Annotated in this window: 35 protein-coding genes; all 35 read left to right on the forward strand. The window is 41.5% G+C overall.

The genetic code is table 11. The annotated features are described in order from the left end of the window. Window positions 1-33 precede the first annotated feature (33 nt). On the forward strand, window positions 34-2,241 hold the full coding sequence (gene nrdD, locus BWR56_RS00945; RefSeq protein ID WP_196769366.1) for an anaerobic ribonucleoside-triphosphate reductase: 2,208 nt from the start codon (window positions 34-36) through the stop codon (window positions 2,239-2,241). 11 nt (window positions 2,242-2,252) lie between these two features. After that, on the forward strand, window positions 2,253-2,393 hold the full coding sequence (locus tag BWR56_RS00950; protein WP_000521625.1) for a hypothetical protein: 141 nt from the start codon (window positions 2,253-2,255) through the stop codon (window positions 2,391-2,393). Between the two features lie 43 nt (window positions 2,394-2,436). Further along, entirely contained in the window at window positions 2,437-2,937 is a 501-nt protein-coding gene (locus tag BWR56_RS00955) for a GNAT family N-acetyltransferase (protein WP_049505486.1), read from the forward strand. A 4-nt stretch (window positions 2,938-2,941) separates the two neighbouring features. Next, window positions 2,942-3,538 (forward strand): anaerobic ribonucleoside-triphosphate reductase activating protein, encoded by a 597-nt coding sequence (nrdG, locus tag BWR56_RS00960; RefSeq protein WP_049484733.1) that lies wholly within the window; start codon window positions 2,942-2,944, stop codon window positions 3,536-3,538. Next, on the forward strand, window positions 3,535-4,161 hold the full coding sequence (locus BWR56_RS00965) for a uridine kinase family protein (protein WP_049505485.1): 627 nt from the start codon (window positions 3,535-3,537) through the stop codon (window positions 4,159-4,161). The genes nrdG and BWR56_RS00965 overlap by 4 nt, the downstream gene beginning before the upstream one ends. A gap of 265 nt (window positions 4,162-4,426) precedes the next feature. Next, entirely contained in the window at window positions 4,427-4,735 is a 309-nt protein-coding gene (gene rpsJ, locus BWR56_RS00970; protein WP_001284513.1) for a 30S ribosomal protein S10, read from the forward strand. 82 nt (window positions 4,736-4,817) lie between these two features. After that, complete coding sequence (rplC, locus tag BWR56_RS00975; RefSeq protein ID WP_000160197.1) at window positions 4,818-5,444, forward strand: 50S ribosomal protein L3; 627 nt, start codon at window positions 4,818-4,820, stop codon at window positions 5,442-5,444. A 24-nt stretch (window positions 5,445-5,468) separates the two neighbouring features. Further along, the gene (rplD, locus tag BWR56_RS00980) at window positions 5,469-6,092 is read left to right on the forward strand and encodes a 50S ribosomal protein L4 (RefSeq protein WP_000024537.1); all 624 of its coding nucleotides are present in this window, start codon (window positions 5,469-5,471) and stop codon (window positions 6,090-6,092) included. Continuing rightward, a complete protein-coding gene (locus BWR56_RS00985) occupies window positions 6,092-6,388 on the forward strand; it encodes a 50S ribosomal protein L23 (protein ID WP_001055347.1) in 297 nt (98 codons plus the stop codon). Before rplD ends, BWR56_RS00985 begins: the two co-directional genes overlap by 1 nt. A gap of 17 nt (window positions 6,389-6,405) precedes the next feature. Next, window positions 6,406-7,239 carry a 50S ribosomal protein L2 gene (gene rplB / locus BWR56_RS00990; RefSeq protein WP_000512910.1) on the forward strand — a complete coding sequence of 278 codons (834 nt, stop codon included), beginning with the start codon at window positions 6,406-6,408 and terminating at the stop codon, window positions 7,237-7,239. 103 nt (window positions 7,240-7,342) lie between these two features. Continuing rightward, window positions 7,343-7,624, forward strand: a complete 282-nt coding sequence (gene rpsS / locus BWR56_RS00995; RefSeq protein WP_000533766.1) for a 30S ribosomal protein S19 — start codon at window positions 7,343-7,345, stop codon at window positions 7,622-7,624. 11 nt (window positions 7,625-7,635) lie between these two features. Further along, on the forward strand, window positions 7,636-7,980 hold the full coding sequence (gene rplV, locus BWR56_RS01000; protein ID WP_000818137.1) for a 50S ribosomal protein L22: 345 nt from the start codon (window positions 7,636-7,638) through the stop codon (window positions 7,978-7,980). Window positions 7,981-7,992: 12 nt separating this feature from the next. Beyond that, entirely contained in the window at window positions 7,993-8,646 is a 654-nt protein-coding gene (gene rpsC / locus BWR56_RS01005; RefSeq protein WP_000529936.1) for a 30S ribosomal protein S3, read from the forward strand. A 3-nt stretch (window positions 8,647-8,649) separates the two neighbouring features. Beyond that, window positions 8,650-9,063 carry a 50S ribosomal protein L16 gene (rplP, locus tag BWR56_RS01010; RefSeq protein ID WP_000960948.1) on the forward strand — a complete coding sequence of 138 codons (414 nt, stop codon included), beginning with the start codon at window positions 8,650-8,652 and terminating at the stop codon, window positions 9,061-9,063. Window positions 9,064-9,072: 9 nt separating this feature from the next. After that, complete coding sequence (rpmC, locus tag BWR56_RS01015) at window positions 9,073-9,279, forward strand: 50S ribosomal protein L29 (protein WP_000772918.1); 207 nt, start codon at window positions 9,073-9,075, stop codon at window positions 9,277-9,279. Between the two features lie 24 nt (window positions 9,280-9,303). Then, window positions 9,304-9,564 (forward strand): 30S ribosomal protein S17, encoded by a 261-nt coding sequence (gene rpsQ / locus BWR56_RS01020; RefSeq protein ID WP_000440801.1) that lies wholly within the window; start codon window positions 9,304-9,306, stop codon window positions 9,562-9,564. Between the two features lie 25 nt (window positions 9,565-9,589). Then, window positions 9,590-9,958: a 50S ribosomal protein L14 gene (gene rplN, locus BWR56_RS01025; protein ID WP_000616545.1), complete on the forward strand. Its 369-nt coding sequence runs from the start codon at window positions 9,590-9,592 to the stop codon at window positions 9,956-9,958. Between the two features lie 77 nt (window positions 9,959-10,035). Next, entirely contained in the window at window positions 10,036-10,341 is a 306-nt protein-coding gene (gene rplX / locus BWR56_RS01030) for a 50S ribosomal protein L24 (protein WP_000497691.1), read from the forward strand. A 23-nt stretch (window positions 10,342-10,364) separates the two neighbouring features. Beyond that, entirely contained in the window at window positions 10,365-10,907 is a 543-nt protein-coding gene (gene rplE / locus BWR56_RS01035) for a 50S ribosomal protein L5 (protein WP_000013542.1), read from the forward strand. A gap of 17 nt (window positions 10,908-10,924) precedes the next feature. Next, window positions 10,925-11,110, forward strand: coding sequence for a type Z 30S ribosomal protein S14 (locus BWR56_RS01040; protein ID WP_001085697.1), 186 nt, complete (start codon window positions 10,925-10,927; stop codon window positions 11,108-11,110). A 284-nt stretch (window positions 11,111-11,394) separates the two neighbouring features. Then, window positions 11,395-11,793 (forward strand): 30S ribosomal protein S8, encoded by a 399-nt coding sequence (gene rpsH, locus BWR56_RS01045; RefSeq protein WP_000245504.1) that lies wholly within the window; start codon window positions 11,395-11,397, stop codon window positions 11,791-11,793. A 188-nt stretch (window positions 11,794-11,981) separates the two neighbouring features. Next, window positions 11,982-12,518: a 50S ribosomal protein L6 gene (gene rplF / locus BWR56_RS01050; protein ID WP_000086626.1), complete on the forward strand. Its 537-nt coding sequence runs from the start codon at window positions 11,982-11,984 to the stop codon at window positions 12,516-12,518. Window positions 12,519-12,601: 83 nt separating this feature from the next. Next, window positions 12,602-12,958, forward strand: coding sequence for a 50S ribosomal protein L18 (rplR, locus tag BWR56_RS01055; RefSeq protein ID WP_000624044.1), 357 nt, complete (start codon window positions 12,602-12,604; stop codon window positions 12,956-12,958). A gap of 17 nt (window positions 12,959-12,975) precedes the next feature. Then, window positions 12,976-13,470, forward strand: coding sequence for a 30S ribosomal protein S5 (rpsE, locus tag BWR56_RS01060; protein WP_000874204.1), 495 nt, complete (start codon window positions 12,976-12,978; stop codon window positions 13,468-13,470). Window positions 13,471-13,483: 13 nt separating this feature from the next. Next, complete coding sequence (gene rpmD, locus BWR56_RS01065) at window positions 13,484-13,666, forward strand: 50S ribosomal protein L30 (protein WP_049484736.1); 183 nt, start codon at window positions 13,484-13,486, stop codon at window positions 13,664-13,666. A 144-nt stretch (window positions 13,667-13,810) separates the two neighbouring features. Further along, on the forward strand, window positions 13,811-14,251 hold the full coding sequence (gene rplO / locus BWR56_RS01070; protein ID WP_000766089.1) for a 50S ribosomal protein L15: 441 nt from the start codon (window positions 13,811-13,813) through the stop codon (window positions 14,249-14,251). A 12-nt stretch (window positions 14,252-14,263) separates the two neighbouring features. Next, complete coding sequence (gene secY / locus BWR56_RS01075) at window positions 14,264-15,574, forward strand: preprotein translocase subunit SecY (RefSeq protein ID WP_000465385.1); 1,311 nt, start codon at window positions 14,264-14,266, stop codon at window positions 15,572-15,574. A gap of 145 nt (window positions 15,575-15,719) precedes the next feature. Continuing rightward, window positions 15,720-16,358, forward strand: a complete 639-nt coding sequence (locus BWR56_RS01080; protein WP_001050433.1) for an adenylate kinase — start codon at window positions 15,720-15,722, stop codon at window positions 16,356-16,358. A 116-nt stretch (window positions 16,359-16,474) separates the two neighbouring features. Then, window positions 16,475-16,693: a translation initiation factor IF-1 gene (gene infA / locus BWR56_RS01085; protein ID WP_001029883.1), complete on the forward strand. Its 219-nt coding sequence runs from the start codon at window positions 16,475-16,477 to the stop codon at window positions 16,691-16,693. 24 nt (window positions 16,694-16,717) lie between these two features. Further along, window positions 16,718-16,834: a 50S ribosomal protein L36 gene (gene rpmJ / locus BWR56_RS01090; protein ID WP_001808836.1), complete on the forward strand. Its 117-nt coding sequence runs from the start codon at window positions 16,718-16,720 to the stop codon at window positions 16,832-16,834. Between the two features lie 17 nt (window positions 16,835-16,851). Further along, the gene (gene rpsM / locus BWR56_RS01095; protein WP_000090781.1) at window positions 16,852-17,217 is read left to right on the forward strand and encodes a 30S ribosomal protein S13; all 366 of its coding nucleotides are present in this window, start codon (window positions 16,852-16,854) and stop codon (window positions 17,215-17,217) included. 17 nt (window positions 17,218-17,234) lie between these two features. Continuing rightward, window positions 17,235-17,618, forward strand: a complete 384-nt coding sequence (rpsK, locus tag BWR56_RS01100) for a 30S ribosomal protein S11 (RefSeq protein WP_001118385.1) — start codon at window positions 17,235-17,237, stop codon at window positions 17,616-17,618. Between the two features lie 42 nt (window positions 17,619-17,660). Continuing rightward, window positions 17,661-18,596 (forward strand): DNA-directed RNA polymerase subunit alpha, encoded by a 936-nt coding sequence (locus BWR56_RS01105; RefSeq protein WP_000568993.1) that lies wholly within the window; start codon window positions 17,661-17,663, stop codon window positions 18,594-18,596. An 11-nt stretch (window positions 18,597-18,607) separates the two neighbouring features. Next, window positions 18,608-18,994 carry a 50S ribosomal protein L17 gene (rplQ, locus tag BWR56_RS01110; protein ID WP_000331493.1) on the forward strand — a complete coding sequence of 129 codons (387 nt, stop codon included), beginning with the start codon at window positions 18,608-18,610 and terminating at the stop codon, window positions 18,992-18,994. Window positions 18,995-19,257: 263 nt separating this feature from the next. Further along, window positions 19,258-19,524 (forward strand): ACT domain-containing protein, encoded by a 267-nt coding sequence (locus tag BWR56_RS01115; protein ID WP_007519010.1) that lies wholly within the window; start codon window positions 19,258-19,260, stop codon window positions 19,522-19,524. Window position 19,525: the final 1 nt, after the last annotated feature.

The raw sequence follows: 19,525 nt of genomic DNA on the forward strand, positions 1-19,525 counted from the left end.
CAATTCAACAATATTTTAGAAAAGAGCATGGATATGATTGTATTAGAAGAAAAGCTTGCAACCGTTCCCACCTTGTTCGTTGAAAAACGAGATGGTAGACGAGTGGTGTTTGATGTAGACAAGATTGACAAGGCTCTCCACAAGGCGGCGGAAAAGGTTATGGACGTTACGCCTCTAGTAGAAAAACGCCTAAATGGTCTAGTTGGAAGAATCGTGACGGAAATTCACAGCCGCTTCCCTCAAGGTGTCAAGATTTACGAAATTCAAAATGTCGTAGAACATGAACTCCTTGAAGCCAAAGAATATGCGCTGGCTGAGGAGTATATCACTTATCGGACACAAAGGGATTTTGAGCGCTCAAAAGCGACAGATATAAACTTTAGTATCCATAAACTTCTCAATAAAGATCAAGCAGTTGTCAATGAAAATGCCAATAAAGACAGCGATGTCTTCAACACCCAGCGTGATTTGACAGCAGGGATTGTTGGGAAGTCGATCGGGCTGCAAATGCTTCCTAAGCACGTAGCTAATGCTCACCAAAAAGGGGATATCCACTATCATGACTTGGACTACAGCCCCTACACTCCGATGACCAACTGCTGTTTGATTGATTTTAAAGGCATGCTGGAAAATGGTTTTAAGATTGGAAATGCAGAGGTAGAGAGTCCCAAGTCTATCCAGACTGCGACAGCTCAGATTTCACAAATCATTGCTAACGTTGCTTCTAGCCAGTACGGGGGCTGTTCAGCTGACCGTATCGATGAAGTCTTGGCGCCTTATGCGGAGAAGAATTATCAAAAGCACCTCAAGGATGCGGAAGAATGGGTCCTGCCTGAAAAATGGGAAGATTACGCTTGGAAGAAAACCCAAAAGGACATCTACGATGCTATGCAATCTCTTGAGTATGAAATCAACACCCTCTTCACTTCAAATGGCCAAACACCTTTTACTTCGCTCGGTTTTGGTTTAGGAACTAGTCGTTTTGAGCGGGAAATTCAAAAAGCTATCTTGAACATCCGAATCAAGGGGCTTGGTTCAGAACATCGAACAGCCATCTTCCCTAAACTCATCTTTACGCTAAAAAGAGGACTCAACTTAGAGGAAGGTTCGCCTAACTACGACATCAAACAGTTGGCCCTCGAGTGTGCAACTAAGCGGATGTACCCAGATGTCTTGTCCTATGATAAGATTATCGAACTGACAGGTTCTTTCAAGGTTCCTATGGGATGCCGTTCTTTCCTCCAAGGCTGGAAAGATGAAAATGGTGTTGAGGTCAATTCAGGTCGGATGAATCTAGGTGTTGTGACGGTCAATTTGCCTCGTATCGCCCTCGAGTCTGAAGGAGATCTGAATAAGTTTTGGGAAATCTTCAACGAGCGGATGAATATCGCAGAAGATGCTCTGGTTTATCGTGTCGAACGAACCAAGGAAGCAACACCAGCGAATGCCCCTATCCTCTATCAGTACGGAGCCTTCGGCCGCCGTCTCGGAAAAGAAGAAAGCGTTGACCAACTCTTTAAGAATCGCCGCGCGACAGTTTCGCTGGGCTACATCGGTTTGTACGAAGTGGCTACTGTCTTCTTTGGCAATAACTGGGAAAGCAATCCAGAAGCCAAGGAATTTACGCTTGACATCATTCGTGATATGAAACGACGTGTAGAAGAGTGGTCAGATCAATATGATTACCATTTCTCAATCTACTCAACACCGTCTGAAAGCTTGACAGACCGCTTCTGTCGCTTGGATACAGAGAAGTTCGGCTCTATTCCTGATATTACAGACAAGGAATACTACACCAACTCTTTCCACTATGATGTTCGTAAAAATCCAACACCGTTTGAAAAATTGGACTTTGAAAAAGTCTATCCAGAAGCAGGTGCGTCAGGTGGTTTCATCCATTATTGTGAGTATCCAGTTCTTCAACAAAATCCTAAAGCCCTGGAAGCTGTCTGGGACTATGCCTATGACCGTGTCGGCTATCTAGGGACCAATACTCCGATTGATCGTTGCTACAAGTGTGATTTTGAAGGGGATTTTGAACCGACTGAGCGAGGATTTGCTTGTCCAAACTGTGGCAATAGTGACCCTAAAACAGTAGACGTGGTCAAACGTACGTGTGGTTATCTGGGCAATCCTCAAGCGCGTCCGATGGTTAATGGACGCCACAAGGAAATCGCTGCGCGTGTCAAACACATGAATGGCTCTACTATCAAAACAGCTGGACATGAAGTAACAAATTAGAAGGAAATGGAATGGGGAAATACCAATTAGACGATAAGGGACGCGCACAAGTGACCCGTTATCACGAGAAACACTCGAAAGGTGGAACAGGTAAAAAAGAACGCTTGCTCAACCTCAGAGAACAGTTTTTAAACAAGAATAAGAAAAAATAAAAGTGAGAGTCTGCTCTCACTTTTCTCTTAATTGGAGGTAAAAATGATACTACGCAGACCAACATTGGCAGATAAAGAAACAGTTTTAGAGATGATGGTAGAGTTTGAACAAGCACAGTCCCCTCATGATGGTGGGTTTTGGGAGACAGAGGCTTTTTCTTATGAAGAGTGGTTGGAAACAAATATGCAAAAAGAGATGGGAATAAACTTGCCTGAAAATCGTGTTCCTTCTATTCAATTTGTATCATTTGATGATGTAGGTCGTGCTCTAGGATTTTTGAATCTGCGATTGAAACTAAATGAGGGCTTGCTGAATCATGCTGGCCATATTGGCTACTCCATCCGCCCCTCTGAAAGAGGCAAAGGTTATGCCAAAGAAGCCCTCAGACAAGGCCTGCAAGTTGCCAAGGAAAAGAACATCAAAAAAGCACTTGTGACCTGTAGTACGGAAAATCCTGCTAGTAGGGCGGTGATTGTGGCAAATGGTGGGGTGTTTGAGGATGTTCGCAATGGTGTAGAACGTTACTGGATAGATTTGGAGTAAAAGGATGACATGGAATACACCAAAACCAGGTGAATGGAAAAGTGAGGAGCTTAGTAAAGGGCGAATCATTGATTACAAGGCTTTTAATTTTGTCGATGGAGAAGGTGTGCGAAACTCTCTCTATGTATCAGGTTGCATGTTTCACTGCGAGGGATGCTATAATGTTGCGACTTGGTCTTTCAACGCAGGCATTCCCTATACGGCAGAATTAGAAGAACAAATCATGGAAGACCTTGCCCAACCCTATGTTCAAGGTTTGACCTTGCTAGGAGGAGAACCCTTTCTTAATACGGGCATTCTCTTGCCTCTCGTTAAGCGCATTCGAAAGGAATTACCAGAAAAAGACATCTGGTCCTGGACGGGTTATACTTGGGAAGAAATGATGCTGGAGACTCCAGATAAACTGGAACTCTTATCATTGATTGACATCCTTGTTGATGGACGGTATGATAAAAGCAAGCGCAATCTTATGCTCCAGTTTCGAGGTTCGTCCAATCAACGGATTATCGATGTGCAAAAATCCCTCAAAAGTGGGCAAGTGGTGATTTGGGACAAGCTTAATGACGGAAAAGAAAGCTATGAACAGGTGAAGAGAGAATGAAGAAAAAAGACCTGATAGAACAACTGGTTTCAGAGATCGAAACGGGAAGAATTAGGACGCTAGGGATCTACGGTCATGGGGCTTCGGGCAAGTCAACCTTCGCTCAGGAATTACATCAAGCTCTAGATTCTACTACAGTAAATTTACTAGAAACAGATCCTTATATCACCTCAGAACGTCACCTGGTAGTACCAAAGCAAGCGCCAGATCAAAAGGTGACGGCTTGTCTGCCAGTGGCGCATGAACTAGCAAGTTTACAGAGAGATATTCTCGCCTTGCAGGCAGGCATGGACATCTTGACGATTGATGAACCTTGGAAGGCTAGCGAGGTCTTGTCTGGAGCAAAGCCAATTCTTATTGTTGAAGGGATGTCTGTGGGTTTTCTACCCAAGGAACTCTTTGACAAAACCATCTGTTTCTACACGGATGAGGAGACCGAATTAAAGAGGCGCTTAGCTCGAGATACGACTATGAGAAATCGCGATGCATCTTTTGTATTAGCTAGCCATCAGATGAGACGGGAGCAGTATCTGCGATACTATAGAGAAAATGAGTCTAAAGCGGACATTCTAGTAGATCAATCAGAAGATAAATTCAAGGTCAAAATGACACACGTTATATAGAAGAAAAGACAGTTTTTTTAGATATAAATCCGTAATCTTGGAAAGATGAAAAGAGAAAACAGTTTCGTCCTAAAAAAAAGAAAAAAAAGCTCACAAATCCCTTGCAATCGCAGGGACTTTGTGTTATTCTATTATGGTGCTGTAAATTACAGCCTTAGCTTTGATGCAAGAGGTTGCGACACGCTCGGTTGCATTGCCACGCAACGCGCGTCGGTTTTCTTGTGGAGCTAGCCTATTATCTTAAATAGACGAAAAGGAGAAAAAGATGGCAAACAAAAAAATCCGTATCCGTTTGAAAGCTTACGAACACCGTACGCTTGATACAGCGGCTGCAAAAATCGTAGAATCAGCTACTCGTACAGGTGCACAAGTTGCGGGTCCAATCCCACTTCCAACTGAGCGTAGCCTCTACACAATTATTCGTGCGACTCACAAATACAAAGACTCTCGCGAACAATTTGAAATGCGTACACACAAACGTTTGATCGATATCGTTAACCCAACTCAAAAAACAGTTGATGCCTTGATGAAATTGGATCTTCCAAGTGGTGTAAACGTAGAAATCAAACTTTAATCTAAAGCTTGATACCTTGAGCATAAAAAACGCTCGTTAAAAACTTTTTGAATAAAAAATATAGAAAAGGAACTATTTTCTCATGACAAAAGGAATCTTAGGGAAAAAAGTGGGAATGACTCAAATCTTCACTGAAGCTGGCGAATTGATCCCTGTAACAGTTATTGAAGCAACTCCAAACGTTGTTCTTCAAGTTAAAACTGTTGAAACAGACGGATACAACGCTATCCAAGTTGGTTTCGATGACAAACGCGAAGTATTGAGCAACAAACCTGCTAAAGGACATGTAGCGAAAGCTAACACGGCTCCTAAGCGCTTCATTCGTGAATTCAAAAACGTTGAAGGCTTGGAAGTTGGTGCTGAAATCACAGTTGAAACATTCGCAGCTGGAGACGTTGTTGACGTAACTGGTACTTCTAAAGGTAAAGGTTTCCAAGGTGTTATCAAACGCCACGGACAATCACGTGGACCAATGGCTCACGGTTCTCGTTACCACCGTCGTCCAGGTTCTATGGGACCTGTAGCACCTAACCGCGTATTCAAAGGTAAAAACCTTGCAGGACGTATGGGTGGCGACCGCGTAACGATTCAAAACCTTGAAGTGGTACAAGTTGTTCCAGAAAAGAACGTTATCCTTATCAAAGGTAACGTACCAGGTGCTAAGAAATCTCTTATCACTATCAAATCAGCAGTTAAAGCTGGTAAATAATAAAGAAAGGGGAAATCAGTCACAATGGCAAACGTAACATTATTTGACCAAACTGGTAAAGAAGCTGGCCAAGTTGTTCTTAACGATGCAGTATTTGGTATTGAACCAAATGAATCAGTTGTGTTTGATGTGATCATCAGCCAACGCGCAAGCCTTCGTCAAGGAACACACGCTGTTAAAAACCGCTCTGCAGTATCAGGTGGTGGACGCAAACCATGGCGTCAAAAAGGAACTGGACGTGCTCGTCAAGGTTCTATCCGCTCACCACAATGGCGTGGTGGTGGTGTTGTCTTCGGACCAACTCCACGTTCATACGGCTACAAACTTCCACAAAAAGTTCGTCGCCTAGCTCTTAAATCAGTTTACTCTGAAAAAGTTGCTGAAAACAAATTCGTAGCTGTAGACGCTCTTTCATTTACAGCTCCAAAAACTGCTGAATTTGCAAAAGTTCTTGCAGCATTGAGCATCGATTCTAAAGTTCTTGTTATCCTTGAAGAAGGAAATGAATTCGCAGCTCTTTCAGCTCGTAACCTTCCAAACGTGAAAGTTGCAACTGCTACAACTGCAAGTGTTCTTGACATCGCAAATAGCGACAAACTTCTTGTCACACAAGCAGCTATCTCTAAAATCGAGGAGGTTCTTGCATAATGAATTTGTATGATGTTATCAAAAAACCTGTTATCACTGAAAGCTCAATGGCTCAACTTGAAGCAGGAAAATATGTATTTGAAGTTGACACTCGTGCACACAAACTTTTAATCAAGCAAGCTGTTGAAGCTGCTTTCGAAGGTGTTAAAGTTGCCAACGTTAACACAATCAACGTAAAACCTAAAGCGAAGCGTGTTGGACGTTACACTGGTTTTACTAACAAAACTAAAAAAGCTATCATCACACTTACAGCTGATTCAAAAGCAATCGAGTTGTTCGCTGCTGAAGCTGAATAATCTAAGGAGGAAATATCGTGGGAATTCGTGTTTATAAACCAACAACAAACGGTCGCCGTAATATGACTTCTTTGGATTTCGCTGAAATCACAACAAGCACTCCTGAAAAATCATTGCTTGTTGCTTTGAAGAGCAAGGCTGGTCGTAACAACAACGGTCGTATCACTGTTCGTCACCAAGGTGGTGGACACAAACGTTTCTACCGTTTGGTTGACTTCAAACGTAACAAAGACAACGTTGAAGCAGTTGTTAAAACTATCGAGTACGATCCAAACCGTTCTGCAAACATCGCTCTTGTACACTACACTGACGGTGTGAAAGCATACATCATCGCTCCAAAAGGTCTTGAAGTTGGTCAACGTATCGTTTCAGGTCCTGAAGCAGATATCAAAGTCGGAAACGCTCTTCCACTGGCTAACATCCCAGTTGGTACTTTGATCCACAACATCGAATTGAAACCAGGTCGTGGTGGAGAATTGGTACGTGCTGCTGGTGCTTCTGCCCAAGTATTGGGTCAAGAAGGTAAATACGTTCTTGTTCGTCTTCAATCTGGCGAAGTTCGTATGATTCTTGGAACTTGTCGTGCTACAGTTGGTGTTGTCGGAAACGAACAACATGGACTTGTAAACCTTGGTAAAGCAGGACGTAGCCGTTGGAAAGGTATCCGCCCAACAGTTCGTGGTTCTGTAATGAACCCTAACGATCACCCACACGGTGGTGGTGAAGGTAAAGCACCAGTTGGTCGTAAAGCGCCATCTACTCCATGGGGCAAACCTGCTCTTGGTCTTAAAACTCGTAACAAGAAAGCGAAATCTGACAAACTTATCGTTCGTCGTCGCAACGAGAAATAATCATAAACTAGTCGCCTAAGCAACTAGGAAATCCGCCAGCTCGGTAGCGCTCCATGTGAGCGCAAGCCGCTGTGGTACAACATTTAAAGGAGAAAAAATAAAAATGGGACGCAGTCTTAAAAAAGGACCTTTCGTCGATGAGCATTTGATGAAAAAAGTTGAAGCTCAAGCTAACGACGAAAAGAAAAAAGTTATCAAAACTTGGTCACGTCGTTCAACGATCTTCCCAAGTTTCATTGGTTACACTATTGCAGTTTATGACGGACGTAAACACGTACCTGTTTACATCCAAGAAGACATGGTAGGTCACAAACTTGGTGAATTTGCACCAACTCGTACTTACAAAGGTCACGCTGCAGACGACAAGAAAACACGTAGAAAATAAGGAGAACATAAATGGCAGAAATTACTTCAGCTAAAGCAATGGCTCGTACAGTACGTGTTTCACCTCGTAAATCACGTCTTGTTCTTGACAACATCCGTGGTAAAAGCGTAGCCGATGCTATTGCAATCTTGACATTCACACCAAACAAAGCTGCTGAAATCATCTTGAAAGTTTTGAACTCAGCTGTAGCTAACGCTGAAAACAACTTTGGTTTGGACAAAGCTAACTTGGTAGTATCTGAAGCATTCGCAAACGAAGGACCAACTATGAAACGTTTCCGTCCACGTGCGAAAGGTTCAGCTTCACCAATCAACAAACGTACAGCTCACATCACTGTGGCTGTTGCAGAAAAATAAGGAGGTAACATCGTGGGTCAAAAAGTACATCCAATTGGTATGCGTGTCGGCATCATCCGTGATTGGGATGCCAAATGGTATGCTGAAAAAGAATACGCGGATTACCTTCATGAAGATCTTGCAATCCGTAAATTCGTTCAAAAAGAACTTGCTGACGCAGCAGTTTCAACTATCGAAATTGAACGCGCAGTAAACAAAGTTAACGTTTCACTTCACACTGCTAAACCAGGTATGGTTATCGGTAAAGGTGGTGCTAACGTTGATGCACTCCGTGCAAAACTTAACAAATTGACTGGAAAACAAGTACACATCAACATCATCGAAATCAAACAACCTGATTTGGATGCTCACCTTGTAGGTGAAGGAATTGCTCGTCAATTGGAGCAACGTGTCGCTTTCCGTCGTGCACAAAAACAAGCAATCCAACGTGCAATGCGTGCTGGAGCTAAAGGAATCAAAACTCAAGTATCAGGTCGTTTGAACGGTGCAGATATCGCCCGTGCTGAAGGATACTCTGAAGGAACTGTTCCACTTCACACACTTCGTGCAGATATCGATTACGCTTGGGAAGAAGCAGATACTACATACGGTAAACTTGGTGTTAAAGTATGGATCTACCGTGGTGAAGTTCTTCCAGCTCGTAAAAACACTAAAGGAGGTAAATAACCGATGTTAGTACCTAAACGTGTTAAACACCGTCGTGAATTCCGTGGAAAAATGCGCGGTGAAGCAAAAGGTGGAAAAGAAGTAGCATTCGGTGAATACGGTCTTCAAGCTACAACTAGCCACTGGATCACTAACCGCCAAATCGAAGCTGCTCGTATCGCCATGACTCGTTACATGAAACGTGGTGGTAAAGTTTGGATTAAAATCTTCCCACACAAATCATACACTGCTAAAGCTATCGGTGTGCGTATGGGATCTGGTAAAGGGGCGCCTGAAGGTTGGGTAGCACCAGTTAAACGTGGTAAAGTGATGTTTGAAGTTGCTGGTGTATCTGAAGAGATCGCTCGCGAAGCGCTTCGTCTTGCAAGCCACAAATTGCCAGTTAAATGTAAATTCGTAAAACGTGAAGCAGAATAAGGAGAAGGCATGAAACTTAATGAAGTAAAAGAATTTGTTAAAGAACTTCGTGGTCTTTCTCAAGAAGAACTCGCGAAGCGCGAAAACGAATTGAAAAAAGAATTGTTTGAACTTCGTTTCCAAGCTGCTACTGGTCAATTGGAACAAACAGCTCGCTTGAAAGAAGTTAAAAAACAAATCGCTCGTATCAAAACAGTTCAATCTGAAGCGAAATAATAGACTAGGGAAGGAGAAATTTCAATGGAACGCAATAATCGTAAAGTTCTTGTTGGACGTGTTGTATCTGACAAAATGGACAAGACAATCACAGTTGTAGTTGAAACAAAACGTAACCACCCAGTCTATGGTAAACGTATTAACTACTCTAAAAAATACAAAGCACATGATGAAAACAATGTTGCCAAAGAAGGCGATATCGTACGTATCATGGAAACTCGTCCGCTTTCAGCTACAAAACGTTTCCGTCTTGTAGAAGTTGTTGAAGAAGCGGTCATCATCTAATCAAACCTGAAAGGAGAAAACTGAAATGATTCAAACAGAAACTCGTTTGAAAGTCGCAGACAACAGCGGTGCTCGCGAAATCTTGACTATCAAAGTTCTTGGTGGTTCAGGACGTAAATTTGCAAACATCGGTGATGTTATTGTGGCATCTGTAAAACAAGCTACTCCTGGTGGTGCGGTTAAAAAAGGTGACGTTGTAAAAGCTGTTATCGTTCGTACTAAATCAGGTGCTCGTCGTGCTGATGGTTCATACATCAAATTTGACGAAAACGCAGCAGTTATCATCCGTGAAGACAAAACTCCTCGCGGAACACGTATCTTTGGCCCAGTTGCACGCGAATTGCGTGAAGGTGGCTTCATGAAGATCGTGTCACTTGCTCCAGAAGTACTTTAATTTTTAGAAACAAACTAGTCCCCTAGCTTCAAGCTAGGGTGCCCTTATGGGTGTAAGAAAAATCAAGGAGAAACCTAATGTTTGTAAAAAAAGGCGACAAAGTTCGCGTAATCGCTGGTAAAGATAAGGGAACAGAAGCTGTTGTCCTTACTGCCCTTCCAAAAGTAAACAAAGTTATCGTTGAAGGTGTCAACATCGTTAAGAAACACCAACGTCCAACTAACGAACTTCCTCAAGGTGGTATCATCGAGAAAGAAGCAGCTATCCACGTATCAAACGTTCAAGTATTGGACAAAAATGGTGTAGCTGGTCGTGTTGGTTACAAATTTGTAGACGGTAAAAAAGTTCGCTACAACAAAAAATCAGGCGAAGTGCTTGATTAATCACGAAGGAAAGGAGAAGTATAATGGCAAATCGTTTAAAAGAAAAATATCTTAATGAAGTAGTTCCTGCTTTGACAGAACAATTCAACTACTCATCAGTGATGGCTGTGCCTAAAGTAGATAAGATCGTTTTGAACATGGGTGTTGGTGAAGCTGTATCAAACGCTAAAAGTCTTGAAAAAGCTGCTGAAGAATTGGCACTTATCTCAGGTCAAAAACCACTTATCACTAAAGCTAAAAAATCAATCGCCGGCTTCCGTCTTCGTGAAGGTGTAGCGATCGGTGCAAAAGTTACCCTTCGTGGTGAACGTATGTACGAATTCTTGGACAAATTGGTTTCAGTTTCACTTCCACGTGTGCGTGACTTCCACGGTGTTCCAACAAAATCATTTGATGGACGCGGAAACTACACTCTTGGTGTGAAAGAACAATTGATCTTCCCAGAAATCAACTTCGATGACGTTGACAAAACTCGTGGTCTTGACATCGTTATCGTAACAACTGCTAACACTGACGAAGAGTCACGTGCATTGCTTACAGGCCTTGGAATGCCTTTTGCAAAATAATATAGGAGGTAAATCTAATGGCTAAAAAATCAATGATTGCTAAGAACAAACGTCCAGCGAAGTTCTCTACTCAAGCTTATACTCGTTGTGAAAAATGTGGTCGTCCACATTCAGTTTACCGCAAATTTAAACTTTGCCGTGTTTGCTTCCGTGAATTAGCTTACAAAGGACAAATTCCTGGTGTAACAAAAGCATCTTGGTAATTTAAGATATCAAGGGCGTCAAAACTCTAAGTGAAAATAGGAAACATGACGAAGAAACTGAAGTTTCTAGGAAAGTTTATCTTTTTCACACAGGGTTTAGCCAGAGTTCAGTTGGGCTCGCCAATTTGAACACGAGCTACAGCTTTGGCGAAAAAGACCAATTTTCTTTGGAGCATCGCTCCTGCATCAAATTGCCTATTTTTGCTCTTGCTGTTACGCTCTTTGTATCATGTATTAACTAGCAAGTGCAACTTGCAAACTACTAGTAAGAGGAGAAAAACAAAATGGTTATGACTGACCCAATCGCAGACTTCCTAACTCGTATTCGTAACGCTAACCAAGCGAAACACGAAGTACTTGAAGTACCTGCATCAAATATCAAAAAAGGGATTGCTGAAATCCTTAAACGCGAAGGTTTTGTTAAGAACGTAGAAATCATCGAAGATGACAAACAAGGCATCATCCGTGTATTCCTTAAATACGGACCAAACGGTGAAAAAGTTATCACTAACTTGAAACGTGTTTCTAAACCAGGGCTTCGTGTCTACAAAAAACGTGAAGATCTTCCAAAAGTTCTTAACGGACTTGGAATTGCTATTCTTTCAACTTCTGAAGGTTTGCTTACTGATAAAGAAGCTCGCCAAAAGAACGTTGGTGGAGAAGTTATCGCTTACGTTTGGTAATATTTAGCTTCCAATTTCTTTGTGACTCTTCGTTATCGTCTCTTACCTAACCCAAAGTTATGCCTGCGAGACGATGGCTAGATTCACTTTGAAATTGAAACCTGAATGTTCCTTTAAATCGAGAAATCGATTTAACCCCCGTGAAAACTGGCCGTTCTGGCCTGACAATTTAACAGGAGAAAATAAATATGTCACGTATTGGTAATAAAGTTATCGTGTTGCCTGCTGGTGTTGAAATCACTAACAATGACAACGTTGTAACTGTAAAAGGACCTAAAGGAGAACTTACTCGTGAGTTCTCAAAAGATATTGAAATTCGTGTGGAAGGTACTGAAGTAACTCTTCACCGTCCAAACGATTCAAAAGAAATGAAAACAATCCACGGAACTACTCGTGCCCTTTTGAACAACATGGTTGTTGGTGTATCAGAAGGATTCAAGAAAGAACTTGAAATGCGCGGGGTTGGTTACCGTGCACAACTTCAAGGATCTAAACTTGTTTTGGCTGTTGGTAAATCTCATCCAGACGAAGTTGAAGCTCCAGAAGGAATTACTTTTGAACTTCCAAACCCAACAACAATCGTTGTTAGCGGAATTTCAAAAGAAGTAGTTGGTCAAACAGCTGCTTACGTACGTAGCCTTCGTTCACCAGAACCATATAAAGGTAAAGGTATCCGTTACGTTGGTGAATTCGTTCGCCGTAAAGAAGGTAAAACAGGTAAATAATGTTGAGTGGTTGATTTTTAACCACCAACCTATTTTCCAACTTAGTGCATAGCACACGATTTAAAACTAAAGAGGTGAAAACTGTGATTTCTAAACCAGATAAAAACAAACTCCGCCAAAAACGCCACCGTCGCGTTCGCGGAAAACTCTCTGGAACTGCTGATCGCCCACGTTTGAACGTATTCCGTTCTAATACAGGCATCTACGCTCAAGTGATTGATGACGTAGCGGGTGTAACGCTCGCAAGTGCTTCAACTCTTGACAAAGAAGTTTCAAAAGGAACTAAAACTGAACAAGCCGTTGCTGTCGGTAAACTCGTTGCAGAACGTGCAAACGCTAAAGGTATTTCAGAAGTGGTGTTCGACCGCGGTGGATATCTATATCACGGACGTGTGAAAGCTTTGGCTGATGCAGCTCGTGAAAACGGATTGAAATTCTAATAGGAGGACACTAGAAAATGGCATTTAAAGACAATGCAGTTGAATTAGAAGAACGCGTAGTTGCTGTCAACCGTGTTACAAAAGTTGTTAAAGGTGGACGTCGTCTTCGTTTCGCAGCTCTTGTTGTTGTTGGTGACCACAATGGTCGCGTAGGATTTGGTACTGGTAAAGCTCAAGAAGTTCCAGAAGCAATCCGCAAAGCAGTAGAAGATGCTAAGAAAAACTTGATTGAAGTTCCTATGGTTGGGACAACAATCCCACACGAAGTTCTTTCAGAATTCGGTGGAGCTAAAGTATTGTTGAAACCTGCTGTAGAAGGTTCTGGAGTTGCCGCTGGTGGTGCAGTTCGTGCCGTTGTGGAATTGGCAGGTGTGGCAGATATTACATCTAAATCACTTGGTTCTAACACTCCAATCAACATTGTTCGCGCAACTGTTGAAGGTTTGAAACAATTGAAACGCGCTGAAGAAGTTGCTGCCCTTCGTGGTATTTCAGTTTCTGATTTGGCATAAGAAAGGGGATAAAATGGCTCAAATTAAAATTACTTTGACTAAGTCTCCAATCGGACGCATTCCATCACAACGTAAAACTGTTGTAGCACTTGGACTTGGCAAATTGAACAGCTCTGTTATCAAAGAAGACAACGCTGCTATCCGTGGTATGATCACTGCAGTATCTCACTTGGTAACAGTTGAAGAAGTAATCTAATGAATTTTTAGGGGATGTGGCAATACTCATCCCCTAAAACTAGGTATAGTCATCTAAGATGACCATGTATAGGCGAGTTGATAAGGGAGACAACCTTTTCTCTCTTATCGGCGCTAGCATTTTACAAAAGAGGAGAAAATAATAATGAAACTTCATGAATTGAAACCTGCAGAAGGTTCTCGTAAAGTACGTAACCGTGTTGGTCGTGGTACTTCATCAGGTAACGGTAAAACATCTGGTCGCGGTCAAAAAGGTCAAAAAGCTCGTAGCGGTGGCGGAGTTCGCCTTGGTTTTGAAGGTGGACAAACTCCATTGTTCCGTCGTCTTCCAAAACGTGGATTCACTAACATCAACGCTAAAGAATACGCAATTGTAAACCTTGACCAATTGAACGTCTTTGAAGACGGTGCAGAAGTAACTCCAGTTGTACTTATCGAAGCAGGAATTGTGAAAGCTGAAAAATCAGGAGTTAAAATTCTTGGTAACGGTGAGTTGACTAAGAAATTGACTGTGAAAGCAGCTAAATTCTCTAAATCAGCTGAGGAAGCTATCACTGCTAAAGGTGGTTCTGTAGAAGTCATCTAAGAGAGGTGACCCATGTTTTTTAAATTACTAAAAGAAGCGCTCAAGGTTAAACAAGTTCGATCAAAAATTCTCTTTACGATTTTTATCATTCTTGTTTTCCGTATTGGGACAAGTATCACTGTTCCAGGTGTGAATGCAAAAAGTTTGGAAGCTCTCAGTGGTTTATCTTTCTTGAACATGCTTAGTCTTGTTTCAGGGAATGCCATGAAGAACTTCTCCGTTTTTGCACTCGGAGTAAGTCCGTATATCACTGCTTCAATCGTTGTTCAATTGCTACAAATGGATATTTTACCGAAGTTTGTAGAATGGGGCAAACAAGGGGAAGTAGGACGGAGAAAACTAAACCAGGCTACTCGTTACATTGCACTTGTACTTGCATTTGTTCAATCTATCGGGATTACAGCAGGATTTAATACTCTATCTGGAGCGAAATTATTAACGACAGCTTTAACTCCACAAGTTTTTGTTACTATTGGTATTATCCTCACAGCAGGTAGTATGATTGTAACTTGGCTTGGGGAACAAATTACAGATAAGGGATACGGAAATGGTGTTTCTATGATTATCTTTGCAGGTATTGTTGCTTCAATTCCTGAGATGATTAAGGGTATCTATGTTGACTACTTCGTCAATATTCCAAGTAGCCGTTTGACTTCATCTATTATCTTTGTCGTTATTTTGATTATCGCTGTCTTGTTGATTGTTTACTTTACAACCTTTGTTCAACAGGCAGAATATAAAATTCCAATCCAATATACAAAAGTTGCTCAAGGAGCCCCATCAAGCTCATACCTTCCATTGAAGGTGAACCCAGCGGGGGTTATCCCAGTTATCTTTGCAAGTTCCATCACAGCAGCACCTGCAGCCATTCTTCAATTTTTGAGTGCTACAGGTCATGATTGGGCTTGGGTACGTACAGCACAGGAAATGTTATCTACAACATCTCCGACAGGTGTTGCTATGTATGCCTTGTTGATCATTCTCTTTACATTCTTCTATACATTTGTACAGATCAATCCAGAGAAAGCAGCAGAAAACTTGCAAAAGAGTGGAGCCTACATTCATGGTGTCCGTCCTGGTAAGGGTACTGAAGAGTTCATGTCGAAACTTCTTCGTCGCCTTGCGACTGTCGGATCAATCTTCCTTGGTGTGATTTCAATCTTGCCGATTGTGGCAAAAGATGTCTTTGGTCTTTCAGAAGCTGTTGCTTTTGGGGGAACTAGTCTTTTGATCATTATCTCAACTGGTATTGAAGGAATCAAACAGCTAGAAGGTTACCTATTGAAACGTAAGTATGTTGGTTTCATGGACAAAACAGAATAAAAGCAAGATTACTTTTGCTTAGAGAGTGGAGTATGAAGGTCTATCTATCAGAGAGATTTTCGTCTCCCCTCTTATATTTTGTTTTTAAATAGGAGTTGAAACGAATTTCTGCTTCTATTTAAATACAAAATAAGGAGATCCTATCATGAATCTTTTGATTATGGGCTTACCTGGAGCAGGTAAGGGAACACAAGCAGCTAAAATTGTGGAGCAATTCCACGTGGCACACATTTCAACTGGCGATATGTTCCGTGCTGCTATGGCAAATCAAACTGAAATGGGTGTACTTGCCAAGTCATACATTGACAAAGGTGAGTTGGTTCCAGATGAAGTTACAAATGGAATTGTTAAAGAACGTCTTTCACAGGACGACATCAAGGAAACAGGTTTCTTGTTGGATGGTTACCCACGTACGATTGAACAAGCCCATGCCTTGGACAAAACATTGGCAGAACTTGGTATCGAACTGGAAGGTGTGATCAACATCGAAGTGAACCCAGATTGCCTCTTGGAACGTTTGAGTGGCCGTATCATCCACCGCGAAACAGGTGAAACCTTCCACAAAGTTTTCAACCCACCAGTTGACTACAAAGAAGAAGATTATTACCAACGTGAAGATGACAAACCTGAGACAGTGAAGCGTCGTTTGGATGTCAATATCGCCCAAGGTGAACCAATCATTGCTCACTACCGTGCCAAAGGGTTGGTCCACGATATCGAAGGAAATCAAGATATCAATGATGTGTTCAAAGACATCGAAAAAGTATTGACAAATTTGAAATAAAGCGTTTTTCACACTTGCAAAAAATCGCTACAAATGTTATACTGAGATAGTCTGACTTATAATTGTTGTCTCTGTTTTCAGAGGCATCGAATCGAAATTTATGGAGGTGCTTTTGCGTGGCAAAAGACGATGTGATTGAAGTTGAAGGCAAAGTAGTCGATACAATGCCTAACGCAATGTTTACGGTTGAACTTGAAAATGGACATCAGATTTTAGCAACAGTTTCTGGTAAAATTCGTAAAAACTATATTCGTATTTTAGCGGGAGATCGTGTTACTGTCGAGATGAGTCCATATGACTTGACACGTGGACGTATCACTTACCGCTTTAAATAATCGAAAAACTTGGAGGGATAAGAAATGAAAGTAAGACCATCGGTCAAACCAATTTGCGAATACTGTAAAGTAATTCGTCGTAATGGTCGTGTTATGGTAATTTGCCCAGCAAATCCAAAACACAAACAACGTCAAGGATAAGATAGAAAGGAGAAAAAATGGCTCGTATTGCTGGAGTTGACATTCCAAATGACAAACGCGTAGTAATCTCATTGACTTACGTTTATGGTATCGGACTTGCAACATCTAAGAAAATTTTGGCTGCTGCTGGAATCTCAGAAGATGTTCGTGTACGTGACCTTACATCAGATCAAGAGGATGCTATCCGTCGTGAAGTGGATGCAATCAAAGTTGAAGGTGACCTTCGTCGTGAAGTAAACTTGAACATCAAACGTTTGATGGAAATCGGTTCTTACCGTGGTATTCGTCACCGTCGTGGACTTCCTGTCCGTGGACAAAACACTAAAAACAACGCTCGCACTCGTAAAGGTAAAGCTGTTGCGATTGCTGGTAAGAAAAAATAATATAGGAGGTAAAAGTCTTGGCTAAACCAACACGTAAACGTCGTGTGAAAAAGAATATCGAATCTGGTATTGCTCATATTCACGCTACATTTAATAACACTATTGTTATGATTACTGATGTGCATGGTAATGCAATTGCTTGGTCATCAGCTGGTGCTCTTGGTTTCAAAGGTTCTCGTAAATCTACACCATTCGCTGCTCAAATGGCTTCTGAAGCTGCTGCTAAATCTGCACAAGAACACGGTCTTAAATCAGTTGAAGTTACTGTAAAAGGTCCAGGTTCTGGTCGTGAGTCAGCTATTCGTGCGCTTGCTGCCGCTGGTCTTGAAGTAACAGCAATTCGTGATGTGACTCCAGTGCCACACAATGGTGCTCGTCCTCCAAAACGTCGCCGTGTATAATCATCGCATTACACTGCTTTTCGTTTAAGAGGGAGTAACTAAATGATTGAGTTTGAAAAACCAAATATAACAAAAATTGATGAAAATAAAGATTATGGCAAGTTTGTAATCGAACCACTTGAACGTGGCTACGGTACAACTCTTGGTAACTCTCTTCGTCGTGTACTACTAGCTTCTCTACCAGGAGCAGCAGTGACATCTATCAACATTGAAGGTGTCTTGCATGAGTTCGACACAGTTCCAGGTGTTCGTGAAGACGTGATGCAAATCATTCTGAACATTAAAGGGATTGCAGTGAAATCATACGTTGAAGACGAAAAAATCATTGAACTGGACGTTGAAGGTCCTGCTGAAATTACAGCTGGAGACATTTTGACTGACAGTGATATTGAAATTGTAAATCCAGATCATTATCTCTTTACAATCGGTGAAGGTTCTTCTCTAAAAGCGACAATGACTGTTAACAGTGGTCGTGGATATGTACCTGCTGATGAAAACAAAAAAGATAATGCACCAGTTGGAACACTTGCTGTAGATTCTATTTATACACCAGTTACAAAAGTCAACTATCAAGTAGAGCCTGCTCGTGTAGGTAGCAATGATGGATTTGACAAATTAACCCTTGAAATCTTGACTAATGGAACAATTATTCCAGAAGATGCTTTAGGGCTTTCAGCACGTATCTTGACAGAACATCTTGATTTGTTTACAAATCTTACTGAGATTGCTAAGTCAACTGAAGTGATGAAAGAAGCTGATACTGAATCTGACGATCGTATTTTGGATCGTACGATTGAGGAACTGGACTTGTCTGTGCGTTCATACAACTGTTTGAAACGTGCCGGTATCAACACTGTGCATGATTTGACAGAAAAATCTGAAGCAGAGATGATGAAAGTACGAAATCTTGGACGCAAGAGTTTGGAAGAAGTGAAACTCAAACTCATTGATTTGGGTCTTGGATTAAAAGATAAATAAAGGAGGAATACATGGCTTACCGTAAACTAGGACGCACTAGCTCACAACGTAAAGCAATGCTTCGCGATTTGACAACTGACCTTTTGATCAACGAATCAATCGTGACAACTGAAGCTCGTGCTAAAGAAATCCGTAAAACTGTTGAAAAAATGATTACTCTAGGTAAACGTGGTGATTTGCATGCACGTCGTCAAGCAGCTGCTTTCGTACGTAATGAAATCGCATCTGAAAACTATGATGAAGCAACTGATAAGTACACTTCTACTACAGCACTTCAAAAATTGTTCTCAGAAATCGCACCTCGTTATGCTGAACGTAACGGTGGATACACTCGTATCCTTAAAACTGAACCACGTCGTGGTGATGCTGCGCCAATGGCGATCATCGAATTAGTATAAAATCATCAATTTTGTTGAGTGTTATGATGATGGAGTCTTGTGCTCTTAGTCTAGCTCTGGTCTACCGCTGGGACTTCGGTCCTAGCGGGAACACTCATCATCATTTGATAGGGTAGACGCTTGTTTACGAAATTGTTTTTTGTTTAAGAACAACTTCGTAAGCAGGCGTTTTTTAGTATTTTTTTCGGAAATGTGCTATACTAAGGAAAAAGAAAATCAAAAACGTTCAGGTTTTCTAAAAATCGTAGAATGGGAGTCTAAAAATGAAGGCTATTATTACAGTGGTTGGCAAGGACAAGGCTGGTATTGTTGCAGGCGTGTCTACTAAAATTGCAGAATTGGGTTTGAATATTGACGATATTTCTCAGACAGTGTTGGATGAATACTTTACTATGATGGCGGTCGTTTCTAGTGACGAAAAACAGGATTTCACTTATCTGCGAAATGAATTTGAAACTTTTGGTCAGAGCTTGAATGTTAAAATCAATATTCAAAGTGCAGCGATTTTTGACGCCATGTATAATATCTAGG

The sequence above is a fragment of the Streptococcus oralis genome, from assembly GCF_001983955.1.
GTDB classification, from domain to species: Bacteria; Bacillota; Bacilli; order Lactobacillales; family Streptococcaceae; genus Streptococcus; species Streptococcus jiangnanensis.